The organism is Shewanella sp. 10N.286.51.B2 (assembly GCF_041469265.1).
GTDB lineage: Bacteria > Pseudomonadota > Gammaproteobacteria > Enterobacterales > Shewanellaceae > Shewanella.
The window spans coordinates 5,234-21,274 of record NZ_JBFRKH010000060.1; the positions used below are offsets into that span (position 1 = coordinate 5,234).

Annotated in this window: 15 protein-coding genes; 6 read left to right on the forward strand and 9 right to left on the reverse strand. The window is 43.2% G+C overall.

Going from position 1 to position 16,041, the window contains the following annotated elements; translation table 11 throughout:
- Positions 1 to 297 precede the first annotated feature (297 nt).
- Positions 298 to 855: a hypothetical protein gene (locus AB4140_RS15960; protein WP_102475426.1), complete on the reverse strand. Its 558-nt coding sequence runs from the start codon at positions 853 to 855 to the stop codon at positions 298 to 300.
- A 1,267-nt stretch (positions 856 to 2,122) separates the two neighbouring features.
- Between AB4140_RS15960 and AB4140_RS15965 the strand changes: the two genes are divergently transcribed.
- From AB4140_RS15965 to cydX, 3 genes are read left to right on the forward strand one after another with little or no spacing between them, the layout of a single operon-like run.
- Entirely contained in the window at positions 2,123 to 3,679 is a 1,557-nt protein-coding gene (locus AB4140_RS15965) for a cytochrome ubiquinol oxidase subunit I (protein ID WP_102438741.1), read from the forward strand.
- Positions 3,680 to 3,694: 15 nt separating this feature from the next.
- On the forward strand, positions 3,695 to 4,834 hold the full coding sequence (gene cydB / locus AB4140_RS15970) for a cytochrome d ubiquinol oxidase subunit II (RefSeq protein WP_102438739.1): 1,140 nt from the start codon (positions 3,695 to 3,697) through the stop codon (positions 4,832 to 4,834).
- Between the two features lie 13 nt (positions 4,835 to 4,847).
- Entirely contained in the window at positions 4,848 to 4,973 is a 126-nt protein-coding gene (gene cydX / locus AB4140_RS15975) for a cytochrome bd-I oxidase subunit CydX (RefSeq protein WP_102438737.1), read from the forward strand.
- A 126-nt stretch (positions 4,974 to 5,099) separates the two neighbouring features.
- Here the strand turns inward: cydX and AB4140_RS15980 are convergent, their stop codons facing one another.
- From AB4140_RS15980 to AB4140_RS15990, 3 genes are all read right to left on the reverse strand, one after another.
- Positions 5,100 to 5,582, reverse strand: a complete 483-nt coding sequence (locus AB4140_RS15980; RefSeq protein ID WP_372001703.1) for a DM13 domain-containing protein — start codon at positions 5,580 to 5,582, stop codon at positions 5,100 to 5,102.
- A 128-nt stretch (positions 5,583 to 5,710) separates the two neighbouring features.
- Positions 5,711 to 5,959 (reverse strand): hypothetical protein, encoded by a 249-nt coding sequence (locus AB4140_RS15985; protein WP_372001705.1) that lies wholly within the window; start codon positions 5,957 to 5,959, stop codon positions 5,711 to 5,713.
- A complete protein-coding gene (locus tag AB4140_RS15990; RefSeq protein WP_241903527.1) occupies positions 5,938 to 6,147 on the reverse strand; it encodes an ATP-binding protein in 210 nt (69 codons plus the stop codon). The genes AB4140_RS15985 and AB4140_RS15990 overlap by 22 nt, the downstream gene beginning before the upstream one ends.
- 142 nt (positions 6,148 to 6,289) lie before the next feature.
- Here AB4140_RS15990 and AB4140_RS15995 point away from each other — a divergent pair, with 142 nt between their 5' ends.
- Positions 6,290 to 7,183 carry a LysR substrate-binding domain-containing protein gene (locus AB4140_RS15995; protein WP_372001707.1) on the forward strand — a complete coding sequence of 298 codons (894 nt, stop codon included), beginning with the start codon at positions 6,290 to 6,292 and terminating at the stop codon, positions 7,181 to 7,183.
- 50 nt (positions 7,184 to 7,233) lie between these two features.
- Here the strand turns inward: AB4140_RS15995 and AB4140_RS16000 are convergent, their stop codons facing one another.
- Genes AB4140_RS16000 through AB4140_RS16010 form a run of 3 tightly spaced genes read right to left on the reverse strand, consistent with a single transcriptional unit; the run spans position 7,234 to position 9,939 of the window.
- The gene (locus AB4140_RS16000) at positions 7,234 to 7,800 is read right to left on the reverse strand and encodes a lactate utilization protein C (RefSeq protein WP_372001709.1); all 567 of its coding nucleotides are present in this window, start codon (positions 7,798 to 7,800) and stop codon (positions 7,234 to 7,236) included.
- Between the two features lies 1 nt (position 7,801).
- Complete coding sequence (locus tag AB4140_RS16005; protein WP_372001711.1) at positions 7,802 to 9,184, reverse strand: lactate utilization protein B; 1,383 nt, start codon at positions 9,182 to 9,184, stop codon at positions 7,802 to 7,804.
- Positions 9,185 to 9,195: 11 nt separating this feature from the next.
- Positions 9,196 to 9,939: a (Fe-S)-binding protein gene (locus tag AB4140_RS16010; protein WP_076540150.1), complete on the reverse strand. Its 744-nt coding sequence runs from the start codon at positions 9,937 to 9,939 to the stop codon at positions 9,196 to 9,198.
- Positions 9,940 to 10,314: 375 nt separating this feature from the next.
- Here AB4140_RS16010 and AB4140_RS16015 point away from each other — a divergent pair, with 375 nt between their 5' ends.
- Positions 10,315 to 10,788: a LysR family transcriptional regulator gene (locus AB4140_RS16015; protein WP_372001713.1), complete on the forward strand. Its 474-nt coding sequence runs from the start codon at positions 10,315 to 10,317 to the stop codon at positions 10,786 to 10,788.
- Positions 10,789 to 10,963: 175 nt separating this feature from the next.
- On the opposite strand, the gene AB4140_RS16020 is transcribed toward AB4140_RS16015, so the two are convergent.
- Together AB4140_RS16020 and AB4140_RS16025 are read right to left on the reverse strand one after the other, a co-directional pair.
- The gene (locus AB4140_RS16020; protein WP_102475421.1) at positions 10,964 to 14,038 is read right to left on the reverse strand and encodes an efflux RND transporter permease subunit; all 3,075 of its coding nucleotides are present in this window, start codon (positions 14,036 to 14,038) and stop codon (positions 10,964 to 10,966) included.
- Positions 14,035 to 15,153 carry an efflux RND transporter periplasmic adaptor subunit gene (locus AB4140_RS16025; protein ID WP_372001715.1) on the reverse strand — a complete coding sequence of 373 codons (1,119 nt, stop codon included), beginning with the start codon at positions 15,151 to 15,153 and terminating at the stop codon, positions 14,035 to 14,037. Before AB4140_RS16025 ends, AB4140_RS16020 begins: the two co-directional genes overlap by 4 nt.
- 240 nt (positions 15,154 to 15,393) lie before the next feature.
- Here AB4140_RS16025 and AB4140_RS16030 point away from each other — a divergent pair, with 240 nt between their 5' ends.
- Complete coding sequence (locus tag AB4140_RS16030) at positions 15,394 to 16,035, forward strand: TetR/AcrR family transcriptional regulator (protein WP_372001717.1); 642 nt, start codon at positions 15,394 to 15,396, stop codon at positions 16,033 to 16,035.
- Positions 16,036 to 16,041: the final 6 nt, after the last annotated feature.

Sequence of the window (16,041 nt, forward strand, 5' to 3'; positions counted from 1 at the left end):
TAGTTAAATACAAATAGTTAGATGCAGAATGTTAAATAAAAACATTTAAATACAGTAGGTTAGGCGCAATCTGTTAGGTGGAATTAATTAGAGACAAATAGTTAGATGCAAAATGTTAAATAAAAACATTTAAATACAGTAGGTTAGGCGTAATCTGTTAGGTGGAATTAATTAGAGACAAATAGTTAGGTGCAATTTATTAGGTGGGATTAATTTGGGACATATAGTTAGATGCGATTTGTTAGGTGAAATTAATTCGAGACAATTAGTTAGATAGCATTATTAAACTATAAATAGTTAGCGGCAAATTGCGCTAATATCGCACCTTTTTCCTGTCGATTTAGAGTCCTTATCAAAGGCTATTTTAAGTTTTACCATTGAGTGTGTTACTGCTGCAGATAAGTTCACATTTTCAATCACGAAACAGCCTTTCGACTCGCATCTTTTATCAAAACCTATGTGTTCATCACCATGGGATCCTATTCCGTAGCTGTCAATAACGATAAAGGCGGGCGCGTTAAGTAGAATTTGCTCAATAGCATCACTGGTTAGCGCAGTATTCATAACGCCATAGTTTGGCGTGCCGTAACCATTTTGCTCAATGTTTGCGGTAAAAAGTACCAATGCTTTGTCTGCTAACGCTAAAGGCTCTAAATCATCCACTGACGGCATTTCGTGAGTACAATTTATAACAACGACATCGACTTCATACTGTGCTTCTAATGGCTCTGAATCGTAACAATCAATATGAGTACCTATGTGACCAAAAGCGCCGACGGCGTCAGACTGCTTTTTTGCCCATTCATAGGCAGGGTGGCCGCTTTCAATAACAAGGCTTAGCTTTTGTTCATGCATATGTCATCTCTTTAGGATTCATCGCCAACGAGTATTGGGCGGGGGCAACTAATGGGCAATATATAGATTATTATATGATTATATAAGCAGTAGTGTCCTAACTTATGTGTCCTAACTTAGAGGTTATGGCTATTCATTGATTACTCTGTTGCAAGCGCCAATGATAAGCAAACTTTAAATTAGACAATAAAAAGCCCCTTAGAATATTAATCCTAAAGGGCCGATTATTGCTCTATGTTGCAAGAGCTGTTTTGCGCTAACAAAACATCAAGGGTAAACGTCCAACGGATTTAGCAAGCAATTGCATACTTAATGCGTCTTTAGTTTTATTGCTGCTAACACTCACCTAAATTGTAGGTATTGATGCTAGCAACAACATAATAGCGTTTAGTACGATTTGTGCATTTCAACAAAGATACGTTTGTAGCTGTTGATTACGCGATCAAATAATTTAGTCATCTTTTAAATCTCCACTCAGTAATAATTTCAAATTAGTAGAGTTGGGGATGTAACTTGAAATCCATTCTGTTCAAGTCCAATCGACCTTCTCTCAACACGGGGCGAATATTAAAGCCTGCCGATGTTTTTCTCAAACGAGTTAAATTAATCTAACGCATTAGCAAAACTAATGAATGAGGTATGGCTTCCTGCTTTGTTTTTGAACTATTATTTTTATTTGTTATTTATATTCAATGGTTTAATTATTTAAATTAAAGCTGTAAGGGTTAAAATATATATCCCATGGTTTTTTTTGATCTAATTTTGTTACTTAGGCTAAATTCATTAGCAAAACATGGATTAGGGAACACTATATTAAAAAAATGTAAAAAAATTCCTAGCAATATTTGGGGTATTGGTCAATACATAAAAGTTGGTAGTTTGCGCTATTGCCCAAAACCCACAGAAAACCCATTAAGGGTGGCAAGTTTGATTGATTTGAATCAAATTTAGATGATATAAAATAGAGGTGTGCACCATTAATTATTTTTATAAGTAACTGTTTTTGCTGATTTTATGATTTTGGTGGGCTTGGTTTATTTGCGCTGTGTCACCCTTTACTATCTTGGTGTGATAAACGTCTCACTATTGTGGTGCTAAGGCGAAATAAACTAAAAACGAAATTGAGTTACGGTAGTCTTAAAATAACAATTCATTAACCTGTTTTTTTGGGTGCTGCTTTAGATTAATAAATTTATTTCCTGCAATAACACTTTTGTTTTTGAGGAAGTCGACATGACATTTGGATGTACTGGGTAAGGAGTCGCCAATGATTATTGAAGAGGTTGTTGAACTGTCACGGTTACAGTTCGCGCTAACAGCCATGTACCACTTTATATTTGTACCTTTAACCTTAGGTCTAGCGTTTATTTTGGCTATTATGGAATCCGTTTACGTGATGACTAATAACCAAATCTACAAAGACATGACTAAGTTTTGGGGTAAGTTATTCGGAATTAACTTTGCTTTAGGTGTTACCACCGGTTTAGCAATGGAATTCCAGTTCGGTACTAACTGGGCGTATTTCTCACATTATGTGGGTGATATTTTTGGTGCTCCACTGGCGATTGAAGGCTTAATGGCTTTCTTCTTAGAATCTACCTTAGTGGGTATGTTCTTCTTCGGTTGGGATCGCTTTAGTAAGCGTCAACATTTAGCGGTTACTTGGTTAGTTGCTATCGGCTCTAACATGTCAGCTTTATGGATCCTGATTGCTAATGGTTGGATGCAAAACCCAGTAGGGTCAGTGTTTAACTATGAAACAATGCGTATGGAAATGACCAGCTTCGCTGAAGTACTGTTCAACCCTGTTGCGCAAGTTAAGTTTGTTCATACAGTCGCATCAGGTTATGTTGCCGGCGCGATGTTCGTCTTGGCAATTAGTTCTTACTTTATCCTTAAAGGTCGTGATTTACCGTTTGCCCGTCGCTCGTTTGCGATTGCTGCAAGTTTTGGTATGGCGTCAATCCTATCGGTAATGGTACTAGGCGATGAGTCTGGCTATGAAGTAGGTGAAGTACAGCGCGTTAAATTAGCGGCAATTGAAGCGGAATGGCACACTGAGCCAGCACCAGCGGCCTTTACTGCAGTGGGTTTCCCAAATCAAGAAACCATGCACACTGACTACGCGATTAAGATCCCATACGTAATGGGGATCATTGCAACGCGTTCTTTAGATGAGCAAGTGACTGGTATTATCGACTTAATCGACGAGCATGAAATTCGTATCCGTAACGGTATGATTGCTTACTCTTTACTAGAACAACTTCGCGCAGGTAATGAAACAGAGCAAATTCGTGCTGATTTTGAAATGACCAAAGGCGATTTAGGCTATGGTCTACTGCTAAAACGTTACACAGAAAATGTAGTCGATGCGACAGAAGAGCAAATTAAAGCTGCCGCTAAAGACTCTATTCCTAACGTTGCCCCTATGTTCTGGTCATTCCGTATCATGGTTGCGTGTGGCGTGATTATGCTATTGGTATTTGCTGCGGCATTCTGGCAAAGCACCCGTCATAAAATTGAAGAAAAACCATGGGTATTACGTGCAGCGCTATACAGCTTGCCACTACCTTGGATTGCAATTGAATGTGGTTGGTTTGTGGCAGAGTATGGTCGTCAACCTTGGACCATTTCAGAAGTCTTACCGACCTTTATGTCAGCATCAACGCTAACGCCAGGTGATATATGGTTCAGTATCATTTCAATCACTGTGTTCTACTCAATACTATTAGTGATCGAAATGTTCTTAATGTTTAAGTTTGCTCGTCTTGGCCCATCATGCCTTAAGACAGGTAGATATCATTTTGAAAACCAAGATGCTTAATCTGAGGACCTGATTATGTTTGATTATGAAATGCTAAGATTTATCTGGTGGGCTCTGGTTGGCGTATTGCTAGTTGGGTTTGCTGTGACAGATGGTTTTGATATGGGTGTGGGTGCGTTATTACCAATTATTGGTAAAGACGACACTGAGCGCCGTATCATGATTAACTCGATTGCCCCTCACTGGGATGGTAACCAAGTTTGGTTAATTACTGCAGGTGGTGCGTTATTTGCCGCTTGGCCAACAGTATATGCCGTGTCGTTCTCGGGTTTTTATGTGGCAATGATGTTGGTGTTATTCGCCTTATTCCTGCGCCCTGTTGGTTTTGATTACCGCTCAAAAATTGAAGACCCAAAATGGCGTAAGTCGTGGGATTGGGCCTTGTTTGTCGGTGGTTTTGTACCTCCATTAGTTATCGGTGTTGCTTTTGGTAACTTATTACAAGGTGTACCGTTTGAGTTCGATGAATACCTACGTGCAACTTATCAAGGTGGCTTACTAGGCCTACTAAACCCATTTGGTTTATTAGCTGGCTTAATCAGTGCACTTATGATGATGATGCAAGGTGCTTCATGGTTACAAATGAAAACCGAAGGTGAGCTACGTGTTCGCGCTGCTAAAGCATCACAAGTGTGTGGTTTGTTAGTGACAGTGTTGTTTGCTGCTGCGGGTGTTTGGTTAGTAAATGGTATTGACGGTTATGTGGTTACTTCAGTAATCGATACTGCTGGTCCTTCTAATCCAACGGCTAAAACTGTTGCTATAGAAGCAGGCGCATGGTTAGTTAACTATGACAAGTATCCTCTGACTATGCTGTTCCCAGCATTAGGTTTGTTGATGCCAATCTTGGTGATTCTAGCAAGTCGCTTTAACCGAAGTGGTTTTGCATTCTTATTTAGCTCACTAGCTATTGCAGGCATTATCGTGACATGTGGCGCATCAATGTTCCCATTCGTCATGCCTTCATCGCTTGATCCAAATGTGAGCTTAACGATGTGGGATGCAACCGCAAGTGAAATGACCCTTAATGTGATGACTTGGGCGGCGATTATTTTCGTACCGACAGTATTAAGTTACACCATTTGGACTTACTACAAGATGTTTGGTCGCTTAAACCGCGACTTCATTGAAAAGAACAAAGCATCACTTTATTAATTAAGGAGCCATTATGTGGTATTTCGCTTGGATTTTAGGTGTATTACTGGCCTGTGCTTTTGGCATCATTAATGCGCTTTGGCTTGAAAACACTGAAAACTTAGACCGTATTAGCGAGTCTGAAGCTAAAAATAAGTAAGTGTTTTAAGTTGTAAAATATCAAACCCTGCCTAGTGCAGGGTTTTTTATTGTTTAAAATTAGCTGATGGGTGAAATAAGGGAAGCAAGCTTACAAAGGTTGAATGAGTTATCGTTTTTAAAGCGCTTAAATAGACTGGTACTGGGCTGCGGTAATAAACTGACCAAAGCTTTCACACCAAATAATGATGGTGTTGTAAGTTGCGATATCCACCTCTTTTGGTATTGGCACTAAGAAATTGTTGAAGGTTTTGATGTCGGCAACTTGCACCATCGTTGATTTTAAACGGTTAAAATCCGCTTCTGTTTCTACAAACTCTTTGGCCAAATACAGTTTAAAGTCAGGACCTGGTGACAGCTTGCCATTCAGTGCAATAAATTCATCGCCTAGGGTCACTTTGCCTTCGCCCCAATGCAATGCGTCGCTATCTTTGAGTTTACGGCTGAATTGACCTGTAAAGCGTTGCACAGAGTCAATTGACTGCACTTGCTCGCGACTTGGTGCATCTGGTGCAGTAAGAATAGGTAAGGTATAAATGCCCGCGCCAAAGCCAATGGCGAGTACGAGTGCATGGGTTGAAAGTAGTGCGATAACGGTGCGTTTTTTCATTCTGTACCTGTTCTGTCATTAAAGTGGTAGTTAATCGTAACCTCATTATCAAATAAAGGGGCATGAACTTTACCGTTCATGCCCCTTATAACGACCTGAGTTAACAATCTTTTATTACAAACAAATGATTAAATTTTAAAGAAGTTAATCTTGGTTTTTAGCTCTCCTGCTAGCGCTGTTAGCCCGTCAGCGACTTCAACGGTTTCTCCGGCGCGCTCTTGCCCTTCATTGGCAAAGGACGACATCTGATGCAAGTTGCGGGTGATTTCATCAGCAACGGCGCTTTGCTGCTCTGTGGCGCTAGCGATACTGCTAGAGAAAGTGGCAAGTTCACCAATACTGGTTGTGATTTGACTTAACTGCTCACTGGTTTGCATTCCCTGTTTGGCTGAAACACCTTGTCTTTCTCGCTATCACAAATACCTGGGCCGTTATCACTAATGATAAAACCGTTGGCGGTTAGCTCAACGTTAATGGCGGCATTAACGCCTGCGTATTTAGTGGCGTTTTCTAATAGATTATATATGGCCCGAAACAGCAGTGTGGCATCCCTTTGAATAGACAAGCGCAGGTTTTTTTTATTGTTTTTTCCTTGTTCTAAATTAGTAGGCTGCTGATTCTCATTATTTCCCCAATAAGGCCCATAACCCACTAGGTGACAGAGGGACTTTTTATTACAATAGTTATTTCGCTACCAGAGAGTTGATATGTCCAATAATGCCGGTGCCGAGATTGCGCTAATCCATTTGTTTGTGCATTTAGTCAATGCGGGTAGTTTTACTCAAGTGGCCAAAGAGCTGCAAATGCCTGTGGCTACCGTAAGCCGCAAAATTTCGAAGCTTGAAGCCCACCTTAATACGCAGCTGATTATGCGTAGTACTCGGCGAATTCGCTTAACAGAAGAAGGCGGGGCATTGTTTGAACGCTATCAAGGGGTGATAGCGCAACTTGATGTGCTAAACCATCCATCGAAAGCGAAGCCCGAAGGTACCCTGCGTTTAGCTACGCCAATTTCTATTACCTCGATGTTGCTGATGGAACCGATAACCGAGTTTTCTATCGCGTATCCTGATATTCAATTGCACATTAGCCAAAATAACCAGACCATTGATTTAATTGATGAAGGTGTTGATGTCGCCATTGTAGGCGGAGCGCAGCCAGATTCATCTTGGGTGTCTAAGTTATTTGGGGTGCTGCATTATGGTTTGTTTGCCGCGCCTAGTTATTTAGACAAAGCGGCAGCAGTGAGCCATCCTAAGCAGCTAGTTGAGCATAATTTAGTAAAAATGTGGCCGCTGTTTAATTGGGTTTTAATTCATAAACAGTTGGGGGAGTTTTACTATGAGGGCCCGGCAAAACTGACCTTATCGGATATTCACGGCGCGGTGAAAGCAACTGTAGCAGGAGCGGGGATCATGTATGGTCCCACTAAGTTTGTTGAGCAAGAAGTGGCATCTGGGGCGTTAGTGCCAGTGCTAGCTCAGTGGCAGGGTGAGACGCGGCGTATTTCGCTGTTATACCATCAGCGCAGTCATCAGCCACTAAAAGTACAATTGTTTTTAGATTTTATGTTGTCAAAGTCAGCCTCTATATTTGGCTAGCAACTGAACTGTTGCTAGCCAAAAACAGGGTGTAGTTTGTCGATAGATACTTAAACTAAGTAAACATCTAAACTACAAGCCCCATGGGCACCGACGACTAAGGCTTGCTCAATATCGGCTGTCTTTGAAGGGCCTGCAATAAACACCCCAAATGACGGTACAGCACTATTAATTAACTTTATCGCTTGATGCATGTCTTGTACTATGTCATCGGCAGCAATGGTGATAATCAGGTTTTCACAGATAAACGGCGTCACTCGATGGCTTTGGGGTAACGATACCCAAATTGCGCCATTTTCAGCTACTGCTATCTCGCCTTTCAGTACGGTAAAGTCAATGTCTTGCATCGCATGGGCAGTGTCAGGCTGCTGACGGTTGCCGCTGACGCCATCAACCATTGATAACACTTGTTTACCTTGGCTGATCAGCTCATGGGTATAGCTGTTTAAGGCAGCAATACCACCTTGTTGAATCAGTTTACCGGCAACGGCGCTGAGGTTAGTGTTAAATGCACTGACTAAGTCCATATCTCGTAATGGGATATCGATAACTGGCATAGTGGCTGTTGCCACGGCAGATTTTTGCAATGCTGCCAAAATGGTATTTTTACTGGACATATTATTGGCCTCTATTACGTTTAAACCAAGCTTCAAAGCTCGACTTTGGTGCCTGTGGTAATTCGCGGTATTTACCCCAAGCGCCAGAAAATGGCTTTAATAAGCTATGGGGTAAAATACGTAATGATGTTCTTGCCGCGCTCATTGAGCAGTTCATCGCTATGGTACTACTCATAAATTTACCGACTAATGGCATGTAATGCTTTTTGCCATAAGGTAAGCGGTTTTGCTCGGCTTTAATGCGGCGGTGGCGGGCAATAATTTTATCCAGCGGCACTTGTGTTGGGCAGACAAAGCTACAACTGCCACAGAGAGTACATCCCCAAGGCATAGAGTCCGTTTTGTCGTGCTGCGCGCCTACTGCAATCCCAATAGGGCCAGGGATGGTGTAGTTATAGCTATAACCACCAGAGCGGCGATACACAGGGCAGGTATTTAAACAGCCACCACAACGAATACACTTCAGTGACTCGGCTAAAATACTGTCTTGCATCATTGCGCTGCGGCCATTATCAACAATAATAATGTGCATCTCACCATCTGGCTTTGGCGCGTTGTAGAAAGACGAATAAGAGGTAATAGGTTGGCCAATGGCATTTCTAGCTAAGGTTCTTAATAGTACCCCAGCACTGTCTAAATTGGGCACGACTTTATCAATGCCCATAGAATGCAATTGCAGCGCAGGTAAGTTTGCCCCCATATCAGCATTGCCTTCATTGGTGCACACCATGACGCCACCTTGATCGGCAATGGCCATGTTGACCCCTGTCATTGCCGCATCAGCAGATAAAAATTGCGCTCTTAAATGGGCGCGAGCTGCGCGGGTCAGGTAAGTGGGATCAGACTCACCAGCAGTGGTGCCAAGCTTGTGGTGAAATAGTTCACCCACTTCTTCTTTTTTCATGTGAATAGCAGGCACCACAATATGTGATGGCGGCATACCGGCAAGCTGAATAATGCGCTCACCTAAATCGGTATCAATAACTTCAATGCCGCGCTCTTCAAGGTACGGGTTTAAATGACACTCTTCAGTGAGCATTGACTTTGATTTGACCAGCTTTTTGACATTGTGCTTTGCCAAAATACGATGGGCAATTTCATTATGCTCAGCGGCATCTTTAGCCCAATGAACCTGCACGCCATTTTCAAGGCATTTAGCTTCAAATTGCTCAAGATATTGGCCAAGGTTACTTAAGGTATGCAGTTTAATTTCAGAACCTAATTGGCGTAATTTTTCCCACTCAGGAATTTGCTTTGCAGCGCGATCGCGCTTTTCTCTGAGTAACCATAAGGCTTTTGAATGCCAATCGACGCGAGACTCATCGCGGCAAAAAATGTCGGCCTTTCTAGCGTGAGTCGCTTCAGATGAATGATTGTTTGACATAGCAAAGCCTCCTATAGAACTGAGTTAATGATTTGCGCGATATGGCGAGTTTGGATCGGTAATTGTTGGCGGCGGATCATGCCATCAAGGTGCATTAAACATGATGGGTCAAACCCCACAACAAATTCAGCTTGGGTGGCTGCGTGGGCTTGGGCTTTATCTTTGCCCATTTTTGCCGATACTGCGCCTTCGTCTACGGCAAAGGTGCCGCCAAAGCCGCAGCACTCATCACGGCGATCGGGATAGACAATGGTTAAGCCGTCAATATTTTGCAGCACTGCTTCGACTTTATTAAATTGTCTGCCCATGCTTTCGCTTGGAGTGGCAAGACTCAGCATTCTGATCCCGTGACAGCTCATTTGTAGGCTAACCTTGGTATTCAGAGGTTTCGAAAATTGCTTAATTGGGGCAATGTCATGTAAAAATTCGGTCAGTTCATACAGCTTGCTGATAACCTTTTGGGCTTCTGGGCTATTGTCAAACTCATGGAAATTTTCTTTGGCAGCCACTAAGCAAGATGCAGCAGGGCAAACAATGGCATCACACTCAACATTTTTAAAAGCGTTAAGTAGCTTCATGGTGGTGTTTCTTGCTTCGTTAAAGCAGCCTGAGTTGGTCATCGGTTGGCCGCAGCAAGTTTGACCTGAAGGCAATATCACTTCATGGCCAAGCTTTTCTAATAATTCAAGCGTAGCAACGGCGACTTCTGGCAGCATTTGATTGACGAGACAAGGTATAAACAGTGCAATTTTCATAGCATATTCTCTGTTAAGAATAAGAGTAACTGATAGGTCACAGCGCTAATTAAGGTCATAAAAATAGCGCTGTGACATTTAGGAGGATTAATGTACTGTTTTAAATTTGCAAAAAGTAGAGGTAAAAAAGCAAATGTGCGGGTTTACTTTCTCATAAATGCAATAAGTAATCGATGAGGGTTAGGGCATTGCTAATTAAGTAATTGGTTTTATAGTCGCTTTGCCAAATACCTGATGATTTTACTCTATGATCATTTCTGTTTGGTTTTAACAAGATGACTGTTGTTTAAGTGTCAAAAGTCACTTGCCTTGGTTCATGTGTGCGATTTTGTGTTTATCGCTTATGCTCTTAAGGTATCAACTTGGGATCTTGCTATGAACTACGATGTCTCTTTGCACGACATAAAACTGTTTTTAATGACGCACCAGTTTGGCAATTTTTCTGAAGTTGCTCGCAGGCTAGATATGACGCCGTCTTCAGTGTCACGCAAAATGAATCAATTAGAAGAGAAGGTCGGTACTAAGTTACTGCACCGTCATACGCGCGCTATTTCATTAACTGAAGAAGGTATTGCTTTTGCTAAGCACAGTGCTGAGATTATCCGTCAGTATGATTTAGTATCTCAGCGGATAGAGCAAAAAGCTGATAGCCCCCGTGGCACTGTTAAAATTAGCGCGCCAGTGGCTTTTGCTCGGTTACATATTTCTCCTTTTTTATCCGAGCTGTTAGAGCTGTATCCACTCTTGAATCTTGAAATACATCAAACCGACAGTTTTATGGACCCCGCCCAAGAGGCCATTGATTTACTGGTGCGCATTTACTGGTACGTATTTACTGGTACGTATTAGGGGGGTGCCGCAAAACTCATCAATGCGGATGAAACAATTTGCCACCCTAAACTATGTCATGGCAGCAAGCCCAAGTCATTTTAAAATTACATTGTGAACCGAAATCCTAGAACAATTAAACATAAAAAACGGCGCTTAATAGCGCCGTTTTGTTATAGGTATAACCGCCTTTATATTAGACGCTTATTGGCTCAAGGCTTGGTTGCTGCAAGGCTTTTTTCTTCATTAATAATAGGTACATAGTTGGCACCCAAATTAACGATAACAAGGTGGTGAGTAAGGTGCCGCCAGCAATCGCTATTGCAAAGGGAGGCCAGAAACCGCCGCCTGCGATAATCAGTGGCAAGAAGCCGCCAATGGTGGTGATGGTGGTTGAGCCAATATGTCTGCCGCAGCCGCTAACAATGTTGATGATGGTTTCAAGGTTGCCAAGTCTTGCCTCTGGCATGTCTTCAAGTTCTGCCAAAATAACGATAGCGGCATTAATGGCCAGCCCCATTAGGCCTAATAAGCCGATAATCACGGTAAAGCCAAACGGAAACCCAAACACATACACTGCCAGCAGACCAAGCCCAGCTGATTGAAATGCGCTTAATAAGATAATCGCAGTTAATCTAAATGAGTTAAAAGACAGCACCACTGTTGCCAGTAATAAGGTCACCACCACTACGATGTTTGACAGTAAATTGCCCACCGCTTCATTGCGTTTGGCGCTTTCACCGCCGATCTCGATATGGTAACCCGCTGGCAACTCAATTTGGGCGAGTTTATCTTTAACATCATTGAGTACTTTTCCGGGCAGTACGCCACTGACAATGTAGGTTTCAATGGTGTTAACCCGCTCGCCATTGCGCCTTGGGATCCCGCCGCGACTGACATTGATTTCATTGTGGGAAATGGCTGACAGCGGAATAATATTGCCATTATTAGACAGTAAATTAAGCTCAGATAAACGAGTGGCTTGCTCTCTTGAGCTATCTGCTAACCTTACTCTTACTGGTAGCGATTCAGTTTGCTCTAAAATACTGCCGCCTATGATACCTGTGGTAGACATTTCAATTTGTTTGGCGATATCAGTTAAGCTTAAGCCGCTCATTAAGCTGGCATCTTCATTGATTTGCATCCACACCTTTGGTGAGCCTGCACTTAAGGTGGCGCGGGTATGGATCACATCTTTGGTTTGCATAAACAAGCCGCGGGCCTGTTCTCCTAGCTGAGTTAATACATCTAATGATGGCCCGTAAATGCGTAATTCAACTGGGGCGTTAAATGGTGGGCCCTGTTCTAGTTTTCTCACTAAAATTTGCGCTTGGGGAAAAGCATCATCAAACTCAGCTTGTAGCGATAAAATCAGTCGATTCGCCGCATCAAAGTCGGTCACTTTGACCATGGCTTGGGCGTAGTTAGCCGCCCCTTGTTGGCGCTGGGTCAGGTTGTAATAAAACGATGGCGTATTGCCGCCAATGACCCAAGTGCTCATTTCAACATCTTCAAGCGCCCGTAAACGCTGATCAATTTGTTCAACTTGCTGACGGGTATTGGCTAAGCTCACATATGGCGCTAAATACACTTCAATTTGAAACATATCCCGATCCGATGGCGGGAAAAACTGCTCGGTCATTTTAGTTGAAGCAACAAAACCGACAACCGGCAAAATACCAATCAGCACAGCGGTGATCACCGGTCTTTTTAAGCCAATGCGTAAACTGGTTTGAAAAGCATGACTAAGACGCGGGAAGGCCATGCCTTTTTGATACCACGCCATAGACGCATTATCTTGGCTAAAACGCCCCGCCAAACCAGCAATGATGGTGTGTGAAATTAAGTATGAGCCCAGTAGAGCAAACATCACTGAAATGGCGATACCACCAACAAACTCACCTGCTGCGCCGGGCATTAAAACTATCGGAGCAAAGGCCAACATGGTGGTAATGGTTGAGCCCGCAAGCGGCAGCCATAAGTGGTGCAAGGTTTTACTCACGGCTTCAAGTTTACTTAAGCCTTGTTTGCGGCGCTGGGCAATAGCATCAACAATTACAATGGCGTTATCCACCATAATCCCCAGTGCCACCACTAAACCAGTGACTGACATTTGGTGGATGGGCAGTCCGGTGTACTTCATACAGGCGAGGGTAAACAAGGCCGTTAGCGGCAGTGATAATGCCACAATCAGCGCATTTCTTAGCCCAAGGGTGAGCATCAGTACCAGTAAAATAATCACAAAGCCTTGGATTAAATTAATGACTAAATCCCCTAGGCGCACACTGGTATAGCCTTGTTGATCAAACAGCCATTGCACTTGAATGTTAGCCGGTAAGTTAGCGCTAAAGTCATCGACCACTTGGCTTACTTGCGCTTGCCATTGATCAACTCGGTTATCGTCAAGCATTCGGGCCGACACCAATACCCCTTCAGCGCCATTAATCAGCGCAATGCTGGTGGCAGGTGTTTTAGGTTGACGGCTAATATTGGCGACATCACCTAGGCGAATGATCTGACCATTAGTATCAATTTTTAACGGCACTTGGCCCACGCGAGTGATTGAATCAAGCTCGCCTGATACTTCTATCAGCGCTTTAAAGGTAGCGTTATGGATTTCACCAGCTGATATTTTACTGTCAGCATTAGACAAAATAGCGGCAATAGCAGCGGGAGTTAATTTAAGTTGACTGATTTTATTGCCATCAAGCTCAACCAGAATTTCTTCATCTGGGGTGCCAGACAAGTTGACGAAGTCAGTGCCATTAAGTACCCGTAACTTGCTTTGCAGCTCTTTAGCATAACGCTTGAGTACGTCAGTTCGAATAGGGCTGTCGTTTTGCCACACTAAGCCTAAAATCGCGGTGTTGGCGTAACCTGTTTGGTCATCCAAAATGCTGTTTTGCGCCGGTAGCGGCAGTGTAGATTTACTGTCGGCGACTAAATCACGGGCTCGAGACCAAACCGGAGCTGTGTCAGTTACCGTGTCTTTAAGCTCTAACTGGATAACGGAAATGCCCGGGCGCGAGGTAGATTGCACTAGCTTTAATTCTTCTAAGCGGCGCAGTTGATTTTCTAACACTTCAGTGACCAAAGCTTCCACTCGCTCAGCCGATGCGCCGGGGTAATGAGTCACCACCGAAGCAAAGCGGTTGGTAATGTTAGGGTCTTCAGTGCGGGGTAAACTGCTAATGGCGCCTAACCCCGCCACCAATAGCAGGGCAATCATTAAACTTGCTAGCCTGCCATTTTCAACAAAGGCCTTAATCATAATGACCTCGCAACAGCTTGTGAGCTTGGGCTAACAATTTGGCCAACCACCAATTTATGTAAGCCCTGAGTGACTATGACATCATTTTTATCAATCGCGCCATTAATAAAGGCTTGTTGCTGGTTGGTGTAAATAATATCAACGTCGCGGCGCTCTAGTTGGGCTTGTCCGTCAGCATTTTTGGTGACCACAAACACATTCCATAAGCCTCGCATACCATCAGTGAGTGCGGAAATGGGCACCCAGTAACCGGCGCTATTGACCTGTTGTTGGTATTCAAGATAAGCGATTTCACCATTGATCATGCGGCTGTTATTGGGTAAGTCTGCCCGCAGCTGCACAGTGCGAGTGACCGCATCGATTTCTGCGCTGATCCCGGCAATGGTGCCAGTGTAGGTTTGATTGCCAACAGTGATGTTGACGCTTTGATTGGTTTGCATGGTCATCGCGACCGTGTTTGGCACCCCAATATAAGCCTGCTGCTGGTTGTTACCAATTAAGGTAAACACCGGACTACCCAAGGCGATAACTTCGCCGATATTATGGTGACGCTTACTGATGTTGCCATCAAAAGGCGCCACTAATGTGGATTTTGCTAGCTTTAATTCGGTGGCATGAAGCGAGGCTTGTAGGCGTTTTTGATTGGCTTGCAGGCTGGCGACTTGCTGCTGGCTTTCATCAAACTGCTGCTGGGATACATACTGCTTTTTCTTCAGCTTAACGGAGCGATTAAAATTACTTTGCGCTAAATCTAAATCGGCTTGGGTTTGCAGTAGTGACGCCGCTAATTGTTGCTGCTCAGCCTGAAGTAATTGGGTATTAAGCTTGGCCAGTTGTTGCCCTTTAATGACGCTATCGCCACTATCAACAACAATGTCGCTTAATTTGCCCGCCAGTTCAAAGCCTATGGCGGTGGTATCGCTTGAGCGCACAATACCCGTGTATCGCTGCTGCTGAAGGTAACTGCTACTGGCATTAAGTGGCTGGGTCATCACATTAGGAATAGTCACTGCTGCCGTATTGGATATTGCGGCCTCATTACAGGCCGTTAACAAAATCAAACTGATGATAATGCCAAGCTTATTGACGCGACGCTGTACGGTGACCTTATTCATGGTGAACATTCCTATTGCAACTTCCTTAATTTCAATAAAACCAAGGCTTAATAGCATTGACCAATTGAATACATCATGTGATGCTGGGCTAATAATGAACTAGACTGTCTAGTCTATTTGGGTTTTAGTTTATTTCTATAAAACTAGACTGTCCAGTCTAATTTGTGATTAAATGTTATTTATTGTTAAGGCGTGGTTGCGCTTATAGCGAAAAAAACATAAATACAAGAAGATGTGATTATGATAAATGAAGCAAACTCAGCACCGTGCAATCATGGTGCGGTGAAAACTCGTAGCGAACAAAAACGAATGCGGATTTTAGATGCAGCCATTGAGCTTTTTTGCGTGCAAGGTTTTCCTAATACCAGTATGGATTTGGTCGCGAAAAAAGCTGAAGTCTCTAAGCAAACGGTGTATTCACACTTTGGTTCTAAAGATGAGTTATTTGTCGCGGCGATAGAATCTAAGTGTGTGGTGCATCAACTGACCGGCAACTTATTAAGTGACTCACTCAATGCTGAGCAAACAATAGTTACCTTTGCGAAACAGTTTAGTGATTTGGTTGTGAGTGAAGAAGTATTAGCAGTTTTCAAAACTTGTCTTGCTCATGCTGATACCCATCCAGAGCTATCAAAGCTGTATTTTGATGCCGGCCCTAAGCATATTTTAGCCTTGCTGGCGGATTACTTTACCGCGGTGAATCAGCACGGTGAGTATTATTTCCCCCAGCCCCATGACAGCGCCGTTCGCTTAAGTTTAATGCTTTTTGGTGAGCTGAAGCTGCGTCTAGAGCTGCGCCTAGATGCCACAGACTTAATGCCTAAACGGGCGCAATATATTGAAGATACCACGCAGATGTTTTTAAAAGCCCATCGAGTGTAGCAGCGG